The organism is Mesorhizobium sp. M0894, from assembly GCF_040319725.1.
Taxonomy (GTDB): Bacteria; Pseudomonadota; Alphaproteobacteria; order Rhizobiales; family Rhizobiaceae; genus Mesorhizobium.
Window position 1 is genome coordinate 67,314 of sequence record NZ_JAMYOG010000009.1, and the last position, 18,444, is coordinate 85,757.

The following is an 18,444-nucleotide window of genomic DNA, read 5'->3' on the forward strand; positions in this document are numbered from 1 at the left end:
GTGGCGGACACACTCAGGATCGTCCACTGCTTTCGCTCACCCGTCGGAGGCATCTTCCGGCATGTGCGCGACCTGACCGAGGCTCAGGTCGCCGCCGGCCATGCCGTCGGCATCGTCTGCGATTCGACGACTGGCGGCGATTTCGAGGAACGGCTGTTCGAACAGATGAAAGGCAGCCTGGCGCTCGGCATTCATCGCACACCGATGCAGCGGCATGTCGGGCCAGGCGATCTCGCTTCGGCCCGACGCACCTATAGGATCATAAAAGAATTGCGGCCGGACGTGCTGCACGGGCATGGCGCCAAAGGTGGCGCCTATGCCCGTCTGTTCGGCTCATTGTTGCGGGTATCCAGGTCTCGCGTAGCCCGCCTTTATTCGCCGCATGGCGGCTCACTGCACTATGACGAAACCACGGCGATGGGGAAGCTGTTCTTCGCGCTCGAACGCTTCATGGCTCGCTTCACCGATTGCCTGCTATTTGTTTCCGATTATGAGCGGCGGACTTATCGCAGGAAGGTCGGCGAGCCGCCCATTCCGAACGCTCTCGTACACAACGGCCTGCGCGCCGCCGAGTTCGAGCCGGTGCAGACCGAGCACAATGCCGTCGACCTCCTCTATATCGGCATGATGCGCGACCTCAAGGGCCCGGACATCTTCATCGATGCGCTGGGGCGAGCCGCAACACGGCTCGGTCGCCCATTGAAAGCGCTGATGGTCGGCGACGGCGACGACCTGCCGCGCTATCGCGCCAAGGTAGATCAGCTCGGCCTCGAGGTCAGCTTCCTGCCGCCGATGCCAGCCAGGCTCGCCTTCACGCTGGCCAAGCTGGTCGTCGTTCCCTCGCGCGCGGAAGCCATGCCTTATATCGTTCTGGAAACGCTTGCCGCCGGCAAGCCGCTAATCGCGACGTCGGTCGGGGGCATACCGGAAATCTTCGACACCGGCTCCCCTGCCCTGATCCGGCCCGACCCGCGCGAACTTGGCGACAAGATAAGCGCCGCTCTGGCCGATCTCGACGCCTACAAAGGCCTGATGCCCGGTGCCGCCGACCTCAAGGCACGGTTCGGCGCGGATGTAATGGCCGCCGAAATCGAAAAGGCCTATTTCGCCGCGCTCAAACAATAGGGCAACTGATATCCACTCGGCTGCAAAAGGTCCCCGGTGAAAGCGTCTCCAAAGCCATCTGTTGTTTCAAGGGTTTCTTAGCTCTCTTTTGCTATTCACCTGAGGGAAACCTACGGACGCCCCATGAACGAAATCGACCCCGCGCGCCGTTTTTCGCTAGACGCGGTGCGCAAATTCGACGCCCCTGCCGAGAACAACACGGCCGGTGGCATGAACGACGTTGCCCGTCAGGTCGCCTCGCAATACCGGCGCGATACGATGTCGCCGATCATGGTCAGCGGCGTCCTGCGCATGGTGGAATTCGCGCTGCTGTTGGTGTCGGGTCTTGCCGTCTATTTCTACTATGTCGGCTTTTTCAACTATCTTGCCTGGCAATACTCGCTGACGATCGCCGCCACCTCGTTCCTCGCGGTCGTTCTGCTCGACGTCACCGACTGCTACCAGATTGTCGCGCTGATGCGGCCGATCGCCAATTTCGGCCGCCTCCTGCTGGTCTGGGCCGGAACCTTCGCCTTGATGGCGCTCACCGCCTTCACCATGAAAATGTCGGAAGACTATTCGCGCCTGCTCTTCGGCACGTGGTTCGTTATTGGCTTCGTGCTGATCCTGGGTCTCCGGCTGGTGATGTCGAAGCTGATCCGGCGCTGGGCGCGCGACGGGCGGATGGAGCGCCGCGCCGTCATCGTCGGCGGCGGCAAGGCGGCGGAGGTGCTGATCCGCTCGGTCGAAAAGCAGCCCTACAACGACATCCGCATCTGCGGCATCTTCGACGATCGTGGTGACAAGCGTTCGCCGCCGGTTGTCGCCGGCTATCCCAAGCTCGGCACGATTTCCGAGCTCATTGAATTTGCCCGCATCGCACGCATCGACATGCTGATCGTTTCGCTGCCGCTGACCGCCGAATCGCGCGTGCTGCAACTGTTGAAGAAGCTGTGGGTGCTGCCGGTCGACATCCGGCTGTCGGCGCATTCGAATGCGCTGCAGTTCAGGCCGCGCGCCTATTCCTACATCGGCTCGGTGCCGATGCTCGATATCTTCGACAAGCCTATCAACGACTGGGATTCGGTCGCGAAACGCGCCTTTGACATCGTCTTTTCGATCATCGGCATCATCGTGTTCTCGCCGGTGATGCTGGCGACCGCGATCGCGATCAAACTCGACAGCAAGGGCCCGGTGCTGTTCCACCAGAAGCGGCACGGCTTCAACAACGAAATCATCGACGTCTATAAGTTCCGGTCGATGTACACCGAGAAGGCGGACCCGACGGCGAAGCAGACCGTGACCAAGAACGATCCGCGCGTCACCCGCGTCGGCCGCTTCATCCGCAAGACCTCGATCGACGAATTGCCGCAGTTCTTCAATTCGCTGTTCGGTTCGCTGTCGCTGGTCGGGCCGCGCCCGCACGCCATTGCCGCGCAGTCGCACAACCTTCTCTACAATGAGGTGGTCGACGGCTATTTCGCCCGCCACAAGGTCAAGCCCGGCGTGACCGGCTGGGCTCAGATCAATGGCTGGCGCGGCGAGATGGACACCAACGAGAAGATCCGCATGCGCACGGAATACGACCTCTATTACATCGAGAACTGGTCGCTGTTGTTCGACCTGAGAATCCTGTTCCTGACGCCGATCCGCCTGCTCAACACGGAAAATGCGTATTGAGCGCGACGGCCTACGAATTGCCGGCGGCGGCGGTCAACGCCAAGCTCATTGCGCTGATTGCGTCGGGGGCAGTTTTCCTCGGCGTCTTCCTGTCCGGTTTCGTTATTGCCGAGCCGGCGCCATACGACCTCTTTATGATCGGGCTGATCGTGGTGTGGCCCTTGTTCGGCATGCGCATCCAGCGCGCGGCGGTGCCACTTCTGGTGCTGCTGGTAATCATGAACATCGGCGGAATGATCTCGATGACGCAGATGTCGGACCTCGCCGCCACGCCGCTCTATCTCGCCGTCTCGCTGTTCCTGACCCTCACCGCGGTTTTCTTCGCTTCCGTAACGGCCGTCCAGCCCAGTCTCTACCGCGTGATCTTCGTCGCTTATGTCGTGTCGGCAGTGCTGACTTCGCTGGTCGGCATAGCCGGCTATTTCCATGCCTTTCCAGGAGCGGAGATCTTCACCAAATACGACCGTGCCGCCGGCGCCTTCCAGGACCCGAACGTGTTCGGGCCGTTCCTGGTGCTGCCGGGCATCTACCTGCTCTATCTCCTGCTTACCGGCTCGATCGCGCGCATGCCTCTAGTGGCGGTGCCGCTGCTGATCATCACCGCCGGCATCTTCTTTTCTTTTTCGCGCGGCGCCTGGGGCATGTTCGCCGTTTCGGCGATCCTGCTGACCGGGGCCTTGTTCCTGCAGAGCGCCAGCGGCAAATTCCGGCTGCGCGTCGTCGTCATGACCATCGCCGCCGTCGGACTGCTGGTCATTGCGATGATCGTCATCCTGCAACTGCCTGGCGTGGCGGAGATGTTCTCGAATCGCGCGCAACTCGAACAAAGCTACGACACCGCCCGCCTCGGCCGCTTCGCCCGCTACACGATCGGCTTTCAGATGGCGCTGGAGCATCCGTTCGGCATCGGCCCGCTCGTCTTCGGCAAGATGTTCGGCGAGGACACACACGACATCTGGTTGAAGATGCTGATGGATTACGGCTGGCTCGGCTTCGTGTCGTTCCTGACGCTGACGTGCTGGACGATCGCCGCCGGCTTCCGCATTCTGCTGCGCGACCGGCCCTGGCAGCCTTATCTACTATGCGCCTATGTCGCCTTCATCGGCAATATCGGGCTCGGCACCTTCATCGACATCGACCACTGGCGCCATGTCTACCTGCTGCTCGGCCTGATCTGGGGCGCCATCGCGCTCGAATACCGCCATCAGTGGCAGTTTCGGGCGGCGCGGCGCCCGCAACCTCCGTTGCTGTTGCTTCAGGCCGGACAGCAGCCGAATTCGGTTGACCGGACCCAGTCTATCACGATACATCGCGACCGGTCCGGAGTGTAGCGCAGCCCGGTAGCGCACTTGACTGGGGGTCAAGGGGTCGTCGGTTCGAATCCGGCCACTCCGACCATTAAATCCAAAGGCTTAGCCAGTTCCCCCAACTGGCCATACAGAATAGCCGCATTGCAGCCAGCGCAACACGATTTCGACCAAGGGCTTCGCTCGCCAGGTCAATGTGGAATAGCCCAAACCAGCATGCAAAAAGCTCGCGCCTTCCGGGAGAAGGACGCGAGCAGATCGGTGCAACCCGATCTGGCAGCAATTCTTATGAGGAGGGACTTGCTGCGTTGAGATGAACCGTCGCGCCAGCCGGGTTGTTCCATCGAGCAAATAAAAACCCGCCGCACATGAAGTACGGCGGGGCCGATCAAGCGCTGTTGCACCAGGCGGGGGACTCGGGTGGGCGGGCTTGCCAGGTGCGCGCGGATCAAGTCGACATTAGGCGCATGAGCGGTAGCGCGTCCACCAACCGGCGGTTGGAACGAACTGGTTCAACGCCGGCGGCCGGCTTGGCCTGAAACTTTTCAGGGCGGCAGCGACGGGGTTAGGAAAGTCGAGCAAGCGCAACGTGCCCGGCCCTCGTTGCTTGCGGGAATGCCGGAAGGATCAATGGCAGCAAGCATGAAGAACCCAACCTGGATGCTGGCGGCGTGGGAACGAAACGTGGCAGCTCACTCCGCCGGTTTCCGTGAGGACGCCTGCCGCCAAGACGGCGACGAGCGCATCGTCCGCTACCGCGATTGGCGGCTGAACGCAAAAAGCCCGCCGCACCTTTTCGGCACGGCGGGCTTCAGGCAGAAAATCAATCGTAGATCTTAACAATTTTGCGGGTACCTGGATCAACCAGGACGGTTCGTCCCTCGACGACTACATAGCGGTACTGAACGTCCGGCACTTCGTAAAGCTCGACTGTGTCGGGCAGAGCGGTGCCAATGTTGAGCTCAACACCGGGAAGGCTCAGGGATGCTACCGGCTTCTTCTTTACATACTCCCGGATCACCGTGTCTTGCTCAGGCTGAATGATGACGTCCTGAGCAGCGGCGGTTCCGATACCTACGAAAAGAAAGATTCCTGTCGCAGCAGATAAAAGTTGCTTTCCCATATAGCAATCCTCCAGCGAGCCAACTTTCCGCCACGGTGCTTGATGCTTCCGTGCGGGGCTACTTACCTAAACGGGCCGAAGGACTTGTTGTTCCGCTGGCGGTCGGCGAACTCCGGTGCCATGGCCATGAGGCCGCCTACGAACAAGCACCTGCTCAAGGCTTAGTTTCTTCCCGGGGAGGAGCTTTTGGATCAGGACAATCAGGATAGGGCAATTCTTCACACGGAGAGGGCCTGTCGCCAACGCTGCCATAATGTTCCACGAGTTTTGCGAAACCGTAGGCGAAGGCGAAAAGAAGCATTAGGACAACCGCTATACGGACGGCCATACCGGATTGTAGCAGGATCCTCCCATTGGAGCGCGGGCGGCGTTTTTAATACGTTCGAATGTTGAGTTCGAAAAAGGTTGGCTCTAGGTGAATTGCCGTCGTCCGCAGTTGTAAGGGCGAGCGGACGCTTGGAAGATGACACGCCCCTTTTCGCCCTTTCGGGAGAGATGCAATGTCGCTTCAAGGAGCTACCTGTCCTGCCGAGCTGACCATGTTGACCAAAGCACTTGATGCCCGATGCCGTGAATTAGGCCTCGCTGACGGCGATCCAGGCAGAGAGGTGCTCGGCCGCAGGGTGATGGATTTGTTCGAAAGTGGTCAGCTAAGCGCCGAAGATTTGAGACTGGCTCTGAGCGGCGAGGTTTTTGACGCCAAAAATCCTCCGGCCGGAGGCAGTGGGTTTTGATACGGCAAGCGGCTATCCGCGCAACCATTTGAATTATTGGTCCAGCGTAGGCTTCCGTGCACGCAAGGGCGCGCGTGGCCAAATGTGATTTTGCGGTCGGTCCCAGACGGGCTAATCTTCCCAACGAATATCCAATGAAAGAGGAGAATGATCATGAAGACATTCCTCGCAATAGCCGCCGCACTGACCCTGTCCATATCAGCTGCCTCTGCGGATTGCCCCGCGCATTCAAAGGTCCAGGCATCGGTCGACACGCAGACGAGGACAGCGAGCGTCGAGAAGGCCGATATGTCGACAGCCGCGGACGCTCAGACGATCAAGAAAGAAGAGCCACAGAAGACCGAATAGCGGTAACGCTCACCGGATCCCACGACCTGGATAAAGGGGCTACTGGCAGACATCCACCCACTCGGCGTCGACGAGTTCGGCCATGCGTTGCGGGCTGAGCCGGACGGCGGCGTTCGTCGCGCCTGCGGCGGGGACGACCTCGTCAAAGGCGCGCAGCGAGACGTCGCAGTACACCGGGAGCGGTGCCGGTAGGCCAAACGGGCACACCCCACCGACGGGATGACCGGTCGCGGCGAGCACCTGCTCGGCATCCAGCATTCGCGCCTTGCCGCCGAACCGGTCCTTGAATTTGCGATTGTCCAGCCTGGAGATGCCGCTGGCCACGATCAGCATCGTCTGGTCGCCGGCGCGCAGGCAGATCGTCTTGGCAATCTGCGCCGGCGCTACGCCATGCGCTTCGGCAGCCAGAGGCACCGTCGCCGAGCTGGCTTGCGTAACGATGACGTCGATTTCGGGCGCGTGGGCGACGAAGAAAGCGCGAACGGATTCGAGGCTCATCTCCGGCGATTTCCGTCTCGCGTCGCCGTGGCGGCCGGCAAGTCCGCTACGTGGCCGGAAAAACGAAGCCCGCCAGGGCAACCCATGGCGAGCTCGTCGAATAAACGCATGGCACGCCGCTACGACACGGACCGCCTTTTCGCAGGCAACACGGCTTCGTCGAACAGAGCGCTTTCCGGAAGTTGAAGCGCGGAGGCAATACGCCGACGTTTCGAAGGATCGGCATCGTTGCCGCTTTCGATGTCGGCAATCTCATAGGCTGCCAGCCCGCACGCCAGGGACAGCTCTTCGATACTGTATCCACGGGCTTCCCGGGCGGTTCGGACGGCACTGCGTTCAGGCGTAACCGCGCTCGCCGCCAGTTCGGAGTAAGGTTCGCGTTTTGCTATTTGGGGCATTGGCAACTCCGTGGGATGAAAGAGTTAGATCAAATCATGTTGTTGCCTGAGACGATCGGGAGAATGCCCGCTCCCCGGTGATTTGCCAAGCATCAAAGACAGCGTCACGGCATCGTGAACCGACGCCGGAATGAATGTGGATGCCGGGGCGCTCACATCTGGCCGGATCGTCGGCGGACATACTTCGGAAACAAAATTCTACAGGCCGGAAAAACTGCCGAAAAACTCCAAGGCGATAGTCCCGACCGCAGTGCTCGAGTCACCGACCTGAATCGGTGACGCTCAAATTCGCCCTGCGCAAAAAGGAAACGATGTCATGAAGAAGTCTCTTCTCTCCGCCCTTGGACTTGCAATCGCACTTGCCCTCTCGATGCCGATCATCGGCGCGAGCAGCGCGAATGCAGCGACGATGCACACCACCGTCAAGAAGCATCACCGTCATCACTACCATCACCGCGTCCACCACCATCGCCATCATCACAAGAAGGTTGTGGCGAAGACGTACTGAAAACACCCTGGGACAGACAACCGGCAAGCAGGCGTTCTTGGCCTCTGATCAAGAGCGGCCAGCTTGCCGGGGTTTGCCGCGTCGACGAAATGGCGGCGGTCCCGCTGACCACCGCATTTCCCCTACCTTGAACGCGCTCGCGGCGCTTTTTGCTGCCGGCCACCGAGAAACAGACTGGCGACCAGCCCGACCAGAACCAGCCCGACAGCGGCCGCCGTCGCCGGGTGATCACGGGCAGTCTTCTCGATCGCCCGGCCTTGCCTTCTGATTGCCGGCAAGGTGTCGCCGAGACGCTCGGCGATATCCGAATAATAGTCCGACGCGGTATCGCGACCGTCTTCGTAATAGGCGCCGCCCCGCTTCAACACGGCTTTCTTCAAAGTGGCCAGTTCCCTGGTCAGGGCCGCGACCTGCTTGTTCAGATCGGTGTCGGAGATGCTCGAAAGCGATGCCATGACGTGGTTCCTTCATCTGCAGAAGGAAGCCTAACGCATGACCCCGAAGACCGTTCCGGTCAGCCCCGGCGGGCTTTAGCGAACCTGATCGAGCAGGCGCTTGCATTCGAGCAGGTCGAACAGCGCCTCCTGCAGCAATGCGCGATTATCACGGGAAAGTTTTGACGTGTCCGGCGGAACCGGGCCTTCCTCGTCGCTCTTGCCGATGCCGAAAAAACGACGGCTGGGTTTCACCCTCGGTTGGCCGACCAGCATCTCGTCGTCGGGGCCGCGCGGCTGCGCCGCTGGCGTCAGCGGTACCGCGTCAGCCTGCCGGCGCTGCGAGATCGCCTCGACCGCCGCCATGTCGCCATTGCCGACGGCGATCAAAAACTGGTTGCCGTTCTCGCGCAACAGCTTTTGTACGCCCTTGATCGTATAGCCCTGATCGTAGAGCATGTGGCGAATGCCCTTGATCAGCTCGACGTCCTGCGGCCGGTAGTAGCGGCGGCCGCCGCCGCGCTTCATCGGCTTGATCTGGTTGAAACGCGTCTCCCAGAAGCGCAGCACGTGCTGCGGCAAATCCAGATCCTCCGCGACCTCGCTGATGGTGCGGAAAGCATCGGGGCTCTTGTCCATGGGCGAATCCTCACGCTAGAGCATGATCGCGAAAGGCGGGGACCGGTTTTTGGGCAACATCACGGTAAAACAAAGAGAGCAGCTTTTCCGTCCACCGGGGCGGATCACACCCAAATACCGATCCGGCCTGCCGAATCGCATCTTATTTCAGCGGTTTATGAAACAATATTCAAGCCCGGCGTAAAAGCAGGCTTCGTTTTTCAACCGAAGCCTGAAGCATGGATTCTCGGCAAGGGAGATCGGGAATCTACTTGCTGCCCTTGGCCTTGCTGTTTTGATGGGAGCGCAGGATGCGGTTCTTCAGCACGTTCGATGACTTGAAGGTCATCACCCGGCGCGGCAGGATCGGCACTTCCTCACCGGTCTTGGGATTGCGCCCGATGCGTTCGTTCTTGGAACGGACATGGAAGGTCGCGAAGGACGACAGTTTCACCGTCTCACCGCGAACGATCGCCTCGCAGATCTCATTCAGCACCGCCTCGACAAGCTCGGCCGATTCAGTACGCGACAGCCCAACCTTGCGGTAAACGGCTTCGGCGAGGTCGGCGCGCGTAAGTGTCTTTCCCCCCATACGAACCGTCCCATCAGCTCAAAAAATAAAATCGATACAAGCAACGGCAGAACCTAAGTAATTGATCCGTCAAGGTCAAGGACCCGAACCCGTTAGTTCGGCACTTACCAACGCAGCAGGACGGCGCCCCAGGTGAAGCCGCCGCCCATCGCCTCAAGCAGCACCAGGTCACCCTTTTTGATGCGGCCGTCGGCGACGGCCGCGGATAGTGCCAGCGGCACGGAAGCAGCCGATGTGTTACCGTGCAAATCGACGGTCACCACCACCTTCCGCTCCTCTATCCCGAGCTTTTTGGCCGAAGCATCAATAATTCGTTTATTGGCTTGATGCGGCACGAACCAGTCGAGATCAGCGGCGCTGATGCCGGCCTGTGCGAACGTCGCCTCGATGACGTCGGTGATCATGCCGACCGCATGCTTGAACACTTCGCGGCCTTCCATCCTGAGGTGCCCGACCGTTCCGGTAGTCGACGGCCCACCGTCGACAAAAAGCTTGTCCTTGTGGATGCCGTCGGAGCGCAGGCTGGCCGCCAGAACGCCTCGGTCGGCGATGCCGCCTGCCCCCGTGCCTGCTTCCAGCACTATCGCGCCGGCGCCGTCGCCGAACAAAACGCAGGTCGAGCGGTCGTTCCAGTCGAGAATGCGCGAAAACGTTTCCGAGCCGATCACCAGCACCCGTCTGGCCAAGCCGCCGCGGATATAGAGGTCGGCGGTCGTCACCGCATAGACAAAACCCGAGCAGACCGCCTGCAGGTCGAAGGCAAAACCGTGGTGCATGCCGAGCCGGTTCTGGATCTCGACTGCGGTCGCGGGAAAGGTGTTGTTGGGCGTCGAGGTCGCCAGCACGATCAGGTCGATGTCGTCAGCCGTCAGGCCGGCGCTGTCGAGGGCTGCGCGCGCTGCCGCCTCACCCAGAGAGGCCGTCGTCTCGTCGTCGGCCGCAATGTGGCGCTGGCGAATACCGGTACGCTGGACGATCCATTCGTCCGAGGTCTCGACCATGCCTTCAAAATCGGCATTCTTCATAATGCGGCGGGGCAGCGCGGCGCCCGTGCCGCGCACGACTGATCTGATCAATGCTCTTTCCTATTCCTTTGCGTCGATGACGACGTCGGATTTCCGGATTGTCTGGGCATTCGGATTGCGGGCATGGAACAGGTCGAGATCGGCCTCGATGCGGTCAAGCAGATTGTTGCGCACCATGTCGTAGCCGAGCTCGATCGCCGCAGCGAAGCCATCCGAATCAGCCCCGCCATGGCTTTTCACCACGATGCCGTTCAATCCCAGGAAGACGCCGCCATTGGAGCGGCCGACATCCATCTTCTCGCGCAGGCGATCGAAGGCGGTCTTGGCGAAGATATAGCCGATCCTGGCCATCAGTGTCCGGTTCATCGCGGCGCGCAGGTAGCCGGCGATCTGCCTGACCGTGCCTTCCGCCGTCTTGAGCGCGATATTGCCGGCAAATCCTTCGGTAACGACGACGTCGACACTGCCCTTGCCGATGTCGTCACCCTCGACAAAGCCATGGTAGTTCATCGAGGCCATGTTGGCCTCGCGCAGCATACGGCCTGCTTCCTTGACCTCCTCCTGACCCTTGATCTCCTCGACGCCGACATTGAGCAGGCCGACGCTCGGCCGTTCGATGCCGAAAACCGAGCGCGCCATGCCGGTACCCAGAATGGCAAAATCAACCAGTTGATGCGCATCCGCACCGATGGTTGCGCCGACGTCCAGCACCACGCTTTCGCCGCGCAATGTCGGCCAGAGCGCCGCAATCGCCGGGCGGTCGATGGTCGCCATGGTGCGAAGGCAGAATCTGGACATCGCCATCAGTGCGCCGGTATTGCCAGCCGAGATGCAGGCGTCCGCCGTGCCTGCCTTGACCGCTTCGACGGCTTTCCACATCGATGACTTCCAGCGGCCATGGCGCAGTGCCTGGCTCGGCTTGTCGTCCATCCGGACTGCGATCTCGCAGTGGATGAACTCGCTCACCTCCGCTAGCTTGGGGAATTTGGCGAGTTCAGGCCTTACCGCTTCTTCGCGCCCATAGATGACGAAGCGTATGTCCGGACGACGGGTGGCGACAGTCATGAGCGCCGGGATGACCACGCTTGGCCCGTGATCGCCGCCCATGGCATCGATGGAAATCCTGATCACGCGGTGTTCATCTCACGGTTGCTTGGCCAGCGGGCTTGCCAAGGTACGGGGCTCGCGAAGGTTCGGCGAAAATAACGGTTTTGGGCTGCCGCACAACCAACTTTTCTCAAATTGGGTCAGCCATCAGGATTTTCCCAGCAGTGATCTGAGCTTTTGCTGGAATTCATTCTCCACAGGCTCGGCATCGCCGGCGGCCTCCAGCGACACACCCGGCTTGCGCGGATAGGGATCGATCGCCAAGCCAAAGAACTGTTCGGCAAGCGCCCCGACGTCGATCGCGTCGCCGGAAAAGGTTTCCGGGCTGTCCGGCCCTTCGGCGTCGAGCAGGATCTCACCGCCACCGTCGAAACCTTGCCGCCCGAGCTTGGATTGTTCCGGCAGGAACAGCGCCTCGACCGGCTCGTCGATATGCGCCTCGACCGGGTCGAGAGTGACGATGCAGGCCTGCGTTATATCGGCCTCGACATGGCCGCTGACTTTCACCCCATTGCGCTTCCACGGCTCGATCAGAAGTTCGGCGCGATAGTTCTCGACCGAAAGCAGCTCATGCTCGACGGCCAGTATGGCGCGCTGCCCGGCGTCGGCATCGATCACCACCGGCAGCCCTTTTTGCGGCATCCGGGCGACATTTGCCAGGAATGACACTGGGCTGTGGGTATCAGGATGTTTCATCTTCGCCTCCACTTCGCCGCCTTCATTCGGCCTGCCTTCGCTCAGAGTTGGCCACTGGAAATGCCACCGTGCCGGAAACGATCGATTCGGTCGGCTGTTGCGTGAGTTGCCTTGATGCATCGGCGGCATAGAGTGCCAGTTGCGACGCTTGCGGCCAGGCGCCGGCATCCGGCCTGACATTGCGGGAAAGGGCGGCGGCAAGCGCATCATGGTCATTTCGTTTCAGCGCATCGTCATAGGCGGCGGTACGGCCATAGAACATCTTCGCCAGTTTCCGCATTCGCTTCGGCACGCCGACGTCGCCAATGCCCAATTCCCGCAACGAATGTTCGACATCCATGAAGAACTCGTCGATCAGCACCTGCGCAACCTCTGCCGCAGCACCGCCCTCGCCGCGCAACCGGTGCTGGAACAGGAACATGTGCAACGACAGCATCTCGAAGCGGCCGAGCGGCGTGTCCGGCACGTTCCAGGCGGAATAAAACACCGGTTGCCGCGCCGCCGCCACGATTTGTGCGTAAAGCGCCTCGGTGATGGCGCGGTTGGCGTGACGTTCGCGGCCAAAGAGGCGCTGGAACATTTGAGGGTGGTCTCCCGGGACCGTTTGTTGAAGTGGCCTTGTTGCATCGGCAAGCAAGCTGGTTTACCGGTTTTGCGGCCCAGCGCAAGTTGCGGCCAGCTTATGGAGTTGTAGTTGCGCGCGCTGAAATTCAAGTCGACTTTCCTGCCTAGGCCCGCCGGTGCGGTTTCGCTGCTGGTGATCGCTGCGGCGCTTTCCGCCTGCAATTCGTCCAAGATGATCGGCGATCTCAATCCGAGCGAGACGCTGACGCAGGGCTACGTCATCGACCAGCAGGCGATCGACCTGGTGCCGGTCGGCTCGAGCCGCGAACAGGTGCTGCTGGCGCTCGGCACTCCCTCGACGAAGGCGACCTTCGACAACGAGGCCTTTTATTACATTTCGCAGACGCGCAAGCGCTATGTCGCCTTCGACAAGCCGCGGCTAGTCGACCAGCATGTGCTGGCGGTCTATTTTGGCGATGACGGGCGCGTCACCCAGATCGCCAATTACGGCCTGAAGGACGGCAAGGTGTTCGACTTCATCTCGCGCACCACGCCGACCGGCGGCAAGGACCAGAACTTCCTCAGCCAGATCATCAGTGGCGCCAGCAAGCTGACGCCTGGTGTTCCGGGCGCCAGCGGCGGCAGTACGCTCGGCGGCACCTGATCCACTCGACGGTGTCGGCTTCTTTTCTTTTCGCTTCCCTGTAAGCGGCGGCACATCTCAGGCAATGAAAACCCGCGGGAGCGATCCCGCGGGTTTTTGTCTTGAGCCGTGGCGACCGAGCTTAGCCTTGCGCGAGCACGGCCAATAGCAGCAGCGCGACGATGTTCGTGATCTTGATCGCCGGGTTGACCGCCGGCCCAGCAGTATCCTTATAGGGATCGCCGACCGTGTCGCCGGTCACAGAGGCCTTGTGTGCTTCGGAGCCCTTGAGGTGCTTGAGGCCGTCCTTGTCGACGAAACCATCTTCGAACGACTTCTTGGCGTTGTCCCAGGCACCGCCGCCGGAGGTCATCGAGATGGCAACGAAAAGGCCGTTGACGATGACGCCGAGCAGCGAGGCGCCGAGCGCGGCAAAGGCGGATGCCTTCGAACCGGAGATCAGGAGGACACCGAAATAGACCACCAGCGGCGCCAGCACCGGCAGCAGTGATGGAACGATCATCTCCCGGATCGCTGCCTTGGTCAGAAGGTCGACGGCGCGCGCATAGTTCGGCTTCGAGGTGCCGGCCATGATGCCCGGATCCTCGCGGAACTGCTTGCGCACCTCCTCGACGATAGCACCGGCGGCGCGGCCGACGGCGGTCATGGCGATGCCGCCGAACAGATACGGGATCAGGCCGCCGAAGATCAGGCCGGCGACGACATAAGGATTGGAGAGGTCGAAGGAGACGTCGCCCATGCCCTGGAAGTAGGGGTATTTGTCGCTATTGGCGGCAAAGAACTTCAGGTCGTTAGAGTAGGCCGCAAACAGCACCAGCGCCCCGAGGCCGGCCGACCCGATGGCGTAGCCCTTGGTTACCGCTTTGGTGGTGTTGCCGACAGCGTCGAGCGCGTCGGTGGACTGGCGCACTTCCTTGGGCAGGCCGGCCATTTCGGCAATGCCGCCGGCATTGTCGGTGACTGGGCCGAAGGCATCGAGCGCGACGATCATGCCGGCGAGGCCAAGCATCGTCGTCACCGCGATCGCCGTGCCGTAGAGGCCGGCGAGCTGGTACGTCGAGATGATGCCGCCGACGATGACGATCGCCGGCAACGCCGTCGCTTCGAGCGAGACCGCCAGGCCCTGGATGACGTTGGTGCCGTGACCGGTGACCGAGGCCTGGGCGATGGAGTTCACCGGACGCTTGTTGGTGCCGGTATAATATTCGGTGATCACCACGATGAGGCCTGTCACCACAAGGCCGACCAGGCCGCAGATGAACAGGTTCGTGCCGGTGATGGCCATGCCGGCGACGGTGCCGATCTCACCCCAGCCGATGCATGCCGAAGTGGCGACGGCAAGGCCGACAATTGACAGCAGGCCGGTGACGATCAGGCCCTTGTAGAGAGCGCCCATGATCGAGCCGCTGGAACCGAGCTTGACGAAGAAGGTGCCGGCGATCGAGGTGAGAATGCAGGCGCCGCAGATGGCCAGCGGATAGAGCATGGTCGCGCCGAGAACGGCGGTGCCACCGAAAAAGATGGCGGCAAGGACCATGGTGGCGACCACGGTCACCGCATAGGTCTCGAACAGATCGGCGGCCATGCCGGCGCAATCGCCGACATTGTCGCCGACATTGTCGGCGATGGTGGCCGGATTGCGTGGATCGTCTTCGGGAATGCCGGCTTCAACCTTGCCGACGAGATCGCCGCCGACGTCGGCGCCCTTGGTGAAGATGCCGCCGCCGAGACGAGCGAAGATCGAAATCAGCGAGGCGCCGAAGCCAAGCGAAACCAACGAGTCGATGACGACACGGTCATCGGGCTGAAGGCCCATGAACTGGGTGAGGATCAGGTAATAGATCGATACGCCAAGCAGGGCCAGGCCAGCAACCAGCATGCCAGTGATGGCGCCCGACTTGAAGGCGATCTCGAGGCCGGCAGCGAGGCTGTTGGACGCCGCCTGCGCGGTGCGCACATTGGCGCGCACCGAGACGTGCATACCGATGAAGCCAGCGGCGCCCGATAGAACGGCGCCGATCAGGAAGCCGATGGCGGCGGTGATCGAAAGCAGCCACCAGGCGAGCAGCAGGACCACGACGCCGACGATGGCGATGGTGGTGTACTGGCGCGCCAGATAGGCTTGCGCGCCTTCGCGGATGGCCGCGGAAATTTCCTGCATGCGTGCATTGCCCTGATCGGCCGCGAGGACCGAACGTGTCGCCCAGATGGCGTAAAGGACTGAAAGCAGACCGCAGGCGATGACAGCTGAAAGTATGGTCATTGCCGAATTTTCCTCGATTGGTGGCCCAAAAGAACCACTCCCCGGGCCGTTGAGACAGGGGACGAATTTTCCGCAACCGGAATCCGTCCCTTCGCAGCGGCTTATGCGAAACAGGGCTCGGAACGTCAAGATATTGTTCGGTTTTTGTCCGGTTTTCGCTCAAAAGATCCCGGGTTTCATCCAAAAGGCTGGACGGCAGCGCGCCTGTCGACACTGCCATCCGATTAGATCGATTGAAATCGGCGAACGGCCGTCAAACTTTGCGCGGGTCGCCGTCCGGCTGGACGACGAAGATCAGCACCACCAGCATTGTCATGTAGAATTTGAACGCCGCCTCCTGACCATTCCATGTCGAAGACTGCCACATGGCAAACCACTCGCCGCCAACGACCATGAAGCCGAAATACCAAACGAGGAAACCCATGGTGGCGGCTATGATGGCGAACTTCTTGGCATCGTTGAATGCCTGTCCGCTGGCGTTGCGCGCTTGCCAGAGTCGCCAGGCGGCGACTAGGTAGAGCAGGCAGGTCAGCGCCTCGCCAATGATGATCAGCCAGTAGCCCGCCGTCCACAGCGACGGGTTGGTGATCGAGCGGTACATCAGGGCGTTGCCGGGAAAGGTCGTGTCCATGCTCAGCACATGCTGGACAAAGGCGAAGTTTGAGCCGTAATCGGTGATGTTGCCGAAGGCGACAAGGAAGGCGAAAGCCGCCAGACACAAACACATGACGATCTTGGAGAAACGCGCGGTCATGGCAAGAACTCCTGCTGAAAGATTGGGGCATCGCACTCATCAATCGCCGAGTCCCGAAGATCGCGCAACGGGGGGACCAGTGATCATAGTGCTCACGACTGTCGCGAGACATTATGCCGGGAAGCAAGACATTGCCGCGATTCTCGAAACCCTCGATCTCGACAGCTATTGCGCGGTGGGCGACTTAGTCTCTGTGGTTAGAGCCGGCACACAGCACGATTTCGCAATCATCCGCCGCCGCTGGATCGCCAGCGAGACGGGCACCACGCTCGAACTGACGCTCGATCATCCGGCGCGTTCGAGTGGCCGTTGAAAGAAGCGAACTTTGCCCCGAGGGGCTACTCCACCTCGCGCCCCATGCGCCGGCCCGTGTAGCGCTCGATCGCCGACAGCCCGTCATAGATCAGCACGGCAAGGGCGGCGACGATCAGGCCGCCCTGCAGGATGAAGGCGAGGTTGTTCGACAGCAGGCCGGCGATGATCACCTCGCCCAATGTCCTCGCCGCCACTGTCGAGCCGATGGTCGCGGTGGCGAGGCTGATCACCACCGACAGCCGGATACCGCCGAGGATGATCGGCGCGCTGAGCGGCAGTTCGACCTTGACCAGCCTTTGCCAGCCGGTCATGCCGGCGCCACGCGCCGCCTCGACGACATTGGCCGGCAGCGTCGTCAGGCCGGTCAGCGCGTTCTCGAAGATCGGCAGCAGGCCATAGAGAAACAACGCAATCAGCGTCGGCTTTTCGCCGAAGCCGACGGCCGGCACGGCAAGCGCCAGCACCGCCACCGGCGGAAAGGTCTGGCCGATATTGACCAGGCTGCGCGACAGCGGCAGGAATTCGGCGCCGGCTGGCCTGGTGACCAGAATGGCGAGCGCGACCGCAACGATCGTCGCGGCAACCGTTGCGATCAGGACGGTCCGCAGATGCAGCAGCGTCAACGTCAAAAGGCTGCCCTGATTGTAGATTACCGGCGCGTTGTTCTCTGTCAGCGGCTTCAGCAGCGGTTCGAACCAGCCGGGATTGGTGACGAAGGCAATAAGCAGCACCACCAGGGCAAGCCTGAGCAGTGATGGAAGCCAGGCTTTCATGCCGGCCTCGCCGCGCGTTTAACCAGTCCATCCACAGTGACGCGGCCAAGCGATTTGCCATCAGTATCTTTCACCGGCAGTGCCGGGCGGCCCGACCACAGGAGTTCGGCCAACGCGTCGCGTTGGCTGGCATCACCGGGGATCGCCTCGCCTTCGGCCGTGCCTTTTTCCACCGCGTCGCGCACCCGGCCAAGCGATAACAGCCGGAACGGTTTTTCGCTGGCGCCAACCAGGGTCTCGACAAACGCGCTGGCCGGTTTCGCCAGTATCTCGGCCGGCGCGGCATATTGCACTACTTTGCCGCCGTCCATCACCGCGATCTTGTCGCCCATGTGAACGGCCTCTTCCATGTCATGGGTGACTAGGATGATGGTGGTGCCGAAGCGCTTCTGGATCGCCAGCAGATCCTCCTGCGCCTTGTTGCGGATGATTGGATCGAGCGCGCCGAACGGCTCATCCATCAACAGCACGTTGGGTTCCGCGGCAAGCGCCCGGGCGACGCCGACGCGCTGCTGCTGGCCGCCGGAAAGCTCATGCGGATAGCGTGGCCCGTAGGCTTGCGGGTCGAGCTGATATAGCGTCATCAGCTCGTCGACGCGGGCTTTGATGCGGTTGGCGTCCCAGCCGAGCAATACCGGCACAGTGGCGATGTTCTGTGCCACCGTGCGATGCGGAAACAGACCGTGGCCCTGGATGGCATAGCCGATGCTGCGACGCAGCTCATAATCAGGCACCGAGCGGTTGTCGACGCCGTCGAGCTTGATCACGCCCGATGTCGGCTCGACCAGCCGGTTGATCATGCGAAGCAGCGTCGTCTTGCCGGAGCCGGAGGTGCCGACGATGACGGCGATGCTGCGCGGCTCGATTACTATCGACACGTCGTCGACCACTGTCGTCTCGCCGTAGCGCTTGGTGATGCCTTCGATCTCGATCATGCCG

Annotated in this window: 23 protein-coding genes and 1 tRNA gene; 10 read left to right on the plus strand and 14 right to left on the minus strand. The window is 61.4% G+C overall.

The annotated features are described in order from the left end of the window. From NKH91_RS18710 to NKH91_RS18730, 5 genes are all read left to right on the plus strand, one after another. Entirely contained in the window at positions 1-1,125 is a 1,125-nt protein-coding gene (locus NKH91_RS18710; RefSeq protein ID WP_352640066.1) for a glycosyltransferase family 4 protein, read from the plus strand. 123 nt (positions 1,126-1,248) lie between these two features. After that, complete coding sequence (locus NKH91_RS18715; RefSeq protein WP_352845105.1) at positions 1,249-2,784, plus strand: undecaprenyl-phosphate glucose phosphotransferase; 1,536 nt, start codon at positions 1,249-1,251, stop codon at positions 2,782-2,784. Beyond that, positions 2,781-4,115: an O-antigen ligase family protein gene (locus tag NKH91_RS18720; protein ID WP_352845106.1), complete on the plus strand. Its 1,335-nt coding sequence runs from the start codon at positions 2,781-2,783 to the stop codon at positions 4,113-4,115. Before NKH91_RS18715 ends, NKH91_RS18720 begins: the two co-directional genes overlap by 4 nt. Beyond that, positions 4,106-4,182, plus strand: a tRNA-Pro gene (locus NKH91_RS18725). Before NKH91_RS18720 ends, NKH91_RS18725 begins: the two co-directional genes overlap by 10 nt. Before the next feature lie 539 nt (positions 4,183-4,721). Continuing rightward, a complete protein-coding gene (locus NKH91_RS18730; RefSeq protein WP_352845107.1) occupies positions 4,722-4,931 on the plus strand; it encodes a hypothetical protein in 210 nt (69 codons plus the stop codon). On the opposite strand, the gene NKH91_RS18735 is transcribed toward NKH91_RS18730, so the two are convergent. Beyond that, the gene (locus NKH91_RS18735; RefSeq protein ID WP_023717301.1) at positions 4,915-5,214 is read right to left on the minus strand and encodes a DUF1236 domain-containing protein; all 300 of its coding nucleotides are present in this window, start codon (positions 5,212-5,214) and stop codon (positions 4,915-4,917) included. The genes NKH91_RS18730 and NKH91_RS18735 overlap by 17 nt on opposite strands. A 500-nt stretch (positions 5,215-5,714) precedes the next feature. Between NKH91_RS18735 and NKH91_RS18740 the strand changes: the two genes are divergently transcribed. Together NKH91_RS18740 and NKH91_RS18745 are read left to right on the plus strand one after the other, a co-directional pair. Continuing rightward, positions 5,715-5,948: a hypothetical protein gene (locus NKH91_RS18740; RefSeq protein ID WP_352845109.1), complete on the plus strand. Its 234-nt coding sequence runs from the start codon at positions 5,715-5,717 to the stop codon at positions 5,946-5,948. Between the two features lie 153 nt (positions 5,949-6,101). Next, on the plus strand, positions 6,102-6,296 hold the full coding sequence (locus NKH91_RS18745) for a hypothetical protein (RefSeq protein ID WP_352845110.1): 195 nt from the start codon (positions 6,102-6,104) through the stop codon (positions 6,294-6,296). A gap of 39 nt (positions 6,297-6,335) precedes the next feature. Here the strand turns inward: NKH91_RS18745 and NKH91_RS18750 are convergent, their stop codons facing one another. Then, the gene (locus NKH91_RS18750; RefSeq protein WP_023717299.1) at positions 6,336-6,794 is read right to left on the minus strand and encodes a YbaK/EbsC family protein; all 459 of its coding nucleotides are present in this window, start codon (positions 6,792-6,794) and stop codon (positions 6,336-6,338) included. A gap of 119 nt (positions 6,795-6,913) precedes the next feature. Then, positions 6,914-7,192, minus strand: a complete 279-nt coding sequence (locus tag NKH91_RS18755) for a helix-turn-helix domain-containing protein (protein WP_352481221.1) — start codon at positions 7,190-7,192, stop codon at positions 6,914-6,916. Between the two features lie 316 nt (positions 7,193-7,508). Between NKH91_RS18755 and NKH91_RS18760 the strand changes: the two genes are divergently transcribed. Further along, the gene (locus NKH91_RS18760) at positions 7,509-7,700 is read left to right on the plus strand and encodes a hypothetical protein (protein ID WP_352481222.1); all 192 of its coding nucleotides are present in this window, start codon (positions 7,509-7,511) and stop codon (positions 7,698-7,700) included. A gap of 122 nt (positions 7,701-7,822) precedes the next feature. Here the strand turns inward: NKH91_RS18760 and NKH91_RS18765 are convergent, their stop codons facing one another. From NKH91_RS18765 to NKH91_RS18795, 7 genes are all read right to left on the minus strand, one after another. Then, the gene (locus NKH91_RS18765; protein ID WP_023717294.1) at positions 7,823-8,155 is read right to left on the minus strand and encodes a hypothetical protein; all 333 of its coding nucleotides are present in this window, start codon (positions 8,153-8,155) and stop codon (positions 7,823-7,825) included. A gap of 75 nt (positions 8,156-8,230) precedes the next feature. Further along, positions 8,231-8,773, minus strand: a complete 543-nt coding sequence (locus NKH91_RS18770) for a MerR family transcriptional regulator (protein WP_352481223.1) — start codon at positions 8,771-8,773, stop codon at positions 8,231-8,233. 247 nt (positions 8,774-9,020) lie between these two features. Then, on the minus strand, positions 9,021-9,344 hold the full coding sequence (locus NKH91_RS18775) for an integration host factor subunit alpha (protein ID WP_023717292.1): 324 nt from the start codon (positions 9,342-9,344) through the stop codon (positions 9,021-9,023). 104 nt (positions 9,345-9,448) lie between these two features. Further along, the gene (locus tag NKH91_RS18780; RefSeq protein WP_023717291.1) at positions 9,449-10,420 is read right to left on the minus strand and encodes a beta-ketoacyl-ACP synthase III; all 972 of its coding nucleotides are present in this window, start codon (positions 10,418-10,420) and stop codon (positions 9,449-9,451) included. A 9-nt stretch (positions 10,421-10,429) separates the two neighbouring features. Then, entirely contained in the window at positions 10,430-11,500 is a 1,071-nt protein-coding gene (plsX, locus tag NKH91_RS18785) for a phosphate acyltransferase PlsX (protein WP_352481224.1), read from the minus strand. Between the two features lie 123 nt (positions 11,501-11,623). After that, positions 11,624-12,172 (minus strand): YceD family protein, encoded by a 549-nt coding sequence (locus NKH91_RS18790; protein ID WP_023717289.1) that lies wholly within the window; start codon positions 12,170-12,172, stop codon positions 11,624-11,626. Between the two features lie 22 nt (positions 12,173-12,194). Further along, positions 12,195-12,752: a ubiquinol-cytochrome C chaperone family protein gene (locus tag NKH91_RS18795; protein ID WP_023717288.1), complete on the minus strand. Its 558-nt coding sequence runs from the start codon at positions 12,750-12,752 to the stop codon at positions 12,195-12,197. Between the two features lie 114 nt (positions 12,753-12,866). On the opposite strand from NKH91_RS18795, the gene NKH91_RS18800 reads away from it, so the two are divergent. Then, entirely contained in the window at positions 12,867-13,400 is a 534-nt protein-coding gene (locus NKH91_RS18800; RefSeq protein ID WP_023717287.1) for an outer membrane protein assembly factor BamE, read from the plus strand. A gap of 121 nt (positions 13,401-13,521) precedes the next feature. On the opposite strand, the gene NKH91_RS18805 is transcribed toward NKH91_RS18800, so the two are convergent. Both NKH91_RS18805 and NKH91_RS18810 read right to left on the minus strand, forming a co-directional pair. After that, positions 13,522-15,663 (minus strand): sodium-translocating pyrophosphatase, encoded by a 2,142-nt coding sequence (locus NKH91_RS18805; protein WP_352845111.1) that lies wholly within the window; start codon positions 15,661-15,663, stop codon positions 13,522-13,524. 253 nt (positions 15,664-15,916) lie between these two features. Then, entirely contained in the window at positions 15,917-16,417 is a 501-nt protein-coding gene (locus NKH91_RS18810) for a DUF2165 family protein (RefSeq protein ID WP_352587782.1), read from the minus strand. Positions 16,418-16,496: 79 nt separating this feature from the next. On the opposite strand from NKH91_RS18810, the gene NKH91_RS18815 reads away from it, so the two are divergent. Further along, positions 16,497-16,730 (plus strand): hypothetical protein, encoded by a 234-nt coding sequence (locus NKH91_RS18815; protein ID WP_023717284.1) that lies wholly within the window; start codon positions 16,497-16,499, stop codon positions 16,728-16,730. Between the two features lie 25 nt (positions 16,731-16,755). Here the strand turns inward: NKH91_RS18815 and NKH91_RS18820 are convergent, their stop codons facing one another. Then, complete coding sequence (locus tag NKH91_RS18820; protein ID WP_023717283.1) at positions 16,756-17,505, minus strand: ABC transporter permease; 750 nt, start codon at positions 17,503-17,505, stop codon at positions 16,756-16,758. After that, positions 17,502-18,440: an ABC transporter ATP-binding protein gene (locus tag NKH91_RS18825; RefSeq protein WP_352481228.1), complete on the minus strand. Its 939-nt coding sequence runs from the start codon at positions 18,438-18,440 to the stop codon at positions 17,502-17,504. Before NKH91_RS18825 ends, NKH91_RS18820 begins: the two co-directional genes overlap by 4 nt. Positions 18,441-18,444 lie beyond the last annotated feature (4 nt).

Excerpts from the sequence above, each read along its gene's own strand:
- NKH91_RS18715 (WP_352845105.1), top strand. The coding sequence starts at position 1,249 with ATGAACGAAATCGACCCCGCGCGCCGTTTTTCGCTAGACGCGGTGCGC.
- NKH91_RS18730 (WP_352845107.1), top strand. The coding sequence starts at position 4,722 with ATGGCAGCAAGCATGAAGAACCCAACCTGGATGCTGGCGGCGTGGGAA.
- NKH91_RS18735 (WP_023717301.1), bottom strand. The coding sequence starts at position 5,214 with ATGGGAAAGCAACTTTTATCTGCTGCGACAGGAATCTTTCTTTTCGTA.
- NKH91_RS18740 (WP_352845109.1), top strand. The coding sequence starts at position 5,715 with ATGTCGCTTCAAGGAGCTACCTGTCCTGCCGAGCTGACCATGTTGACC.
- NKH91_RS18745 (WP_352845110.1), top strand. The coding sequence starts at position 6,102 with ATGAAGACATTCCTCGCAATAGCCGCCGCACTGACCCTGTCCATATCA.
- NKH91_RS18750 (WP_023717299.1), bottom strand. The coding sequence starts at position 6,794 with ATGAGCCTCGAATCCGTTCGCGCTTTCTTCGTCGCCCACGCGCCCGAA.
- NKH91_RS18755 (WP_352481221.1), bottom strand. The coding sequence starts at position 7,192 with ATGCCCCAAATAGCAAAACGCGAACCTTACTCCGAACTGGCGGCGAGC.
- NKH91_RS18760 (WP_352481222.1), top strand. The coding sequence starts at position 7,509 with ATGAAGAAGTCTCTTCTCTCCGCCCTTGGACTTGCAATCGCACTTGCC.
- NKH91_RS18765 (WP_023717294.1), bottom strand. The coding sequence starts at position 8,155 with ATGGCATCGCTTTCGAGCATCTCCGACACCGATCTGAACAAGCAGGTC.
- NKH91_RS18770 (WP_352481223.1), bottom strand. The coding sequence starts at position 8,773 with ATGGACAAGAGCCCCGATGCTTTCCGCACCATCAGCGAGGTCGCGGAG.
- NKH91_RS18775 (WP_023717292.1), bottom strand. The coding sequence starts at position 9,344 with ATGGGGGGAAAGACACTTACGCGCGCCGACCTCGCCGAAGCCGTTTAC.
- NKH91_RS18790 (WP_023717289.1), bottom strand. The coding sequence starts at position 12,172 with ATGAAACATCCTGATACCCACAGCCCAGTGTCATTCCTGGCAAATGTC.
- NKH91_RS18795 (WP_023717288.1), bottom strand. The coding sequence starts at position 12,752 with ATGTTCCAGCGCCTCTTTGGCCGCGAACGTCACGCCAACCGCGCCATC.
- NKH91_RS18805 (WP_352845111.1), bottom strand. The coding sequence starts at position 15,663 with ATGACCATACTTTCAGCTGTCATCGCCTGCGGTCTGCTTTCAGTCCTT.
- NKH91_RS18810 (WP_352587782.1), bottom strand. The coding sequence starts at position 16,417 with ATGACCGCGCGTTTCTCCAAGATCGTCATGTGTTTGTGTCTGGCGGCT.
- NKH91_RS18820 (WP_023717283.1), bottom strand. The coding sequence starts at position 17,505 with ATGAAAGCCTGGCTTCCATCACTGCTCAGGCTTGCCCTGGTGGTGCTG.
- NKH91_RS18825 (WP_352481228.1), bottom strand. The coding sequence starts at position 18,440 with ATGATCGAGATCGAAGGCATCACCAAGCGCTACGGCGAGACGACAGTG.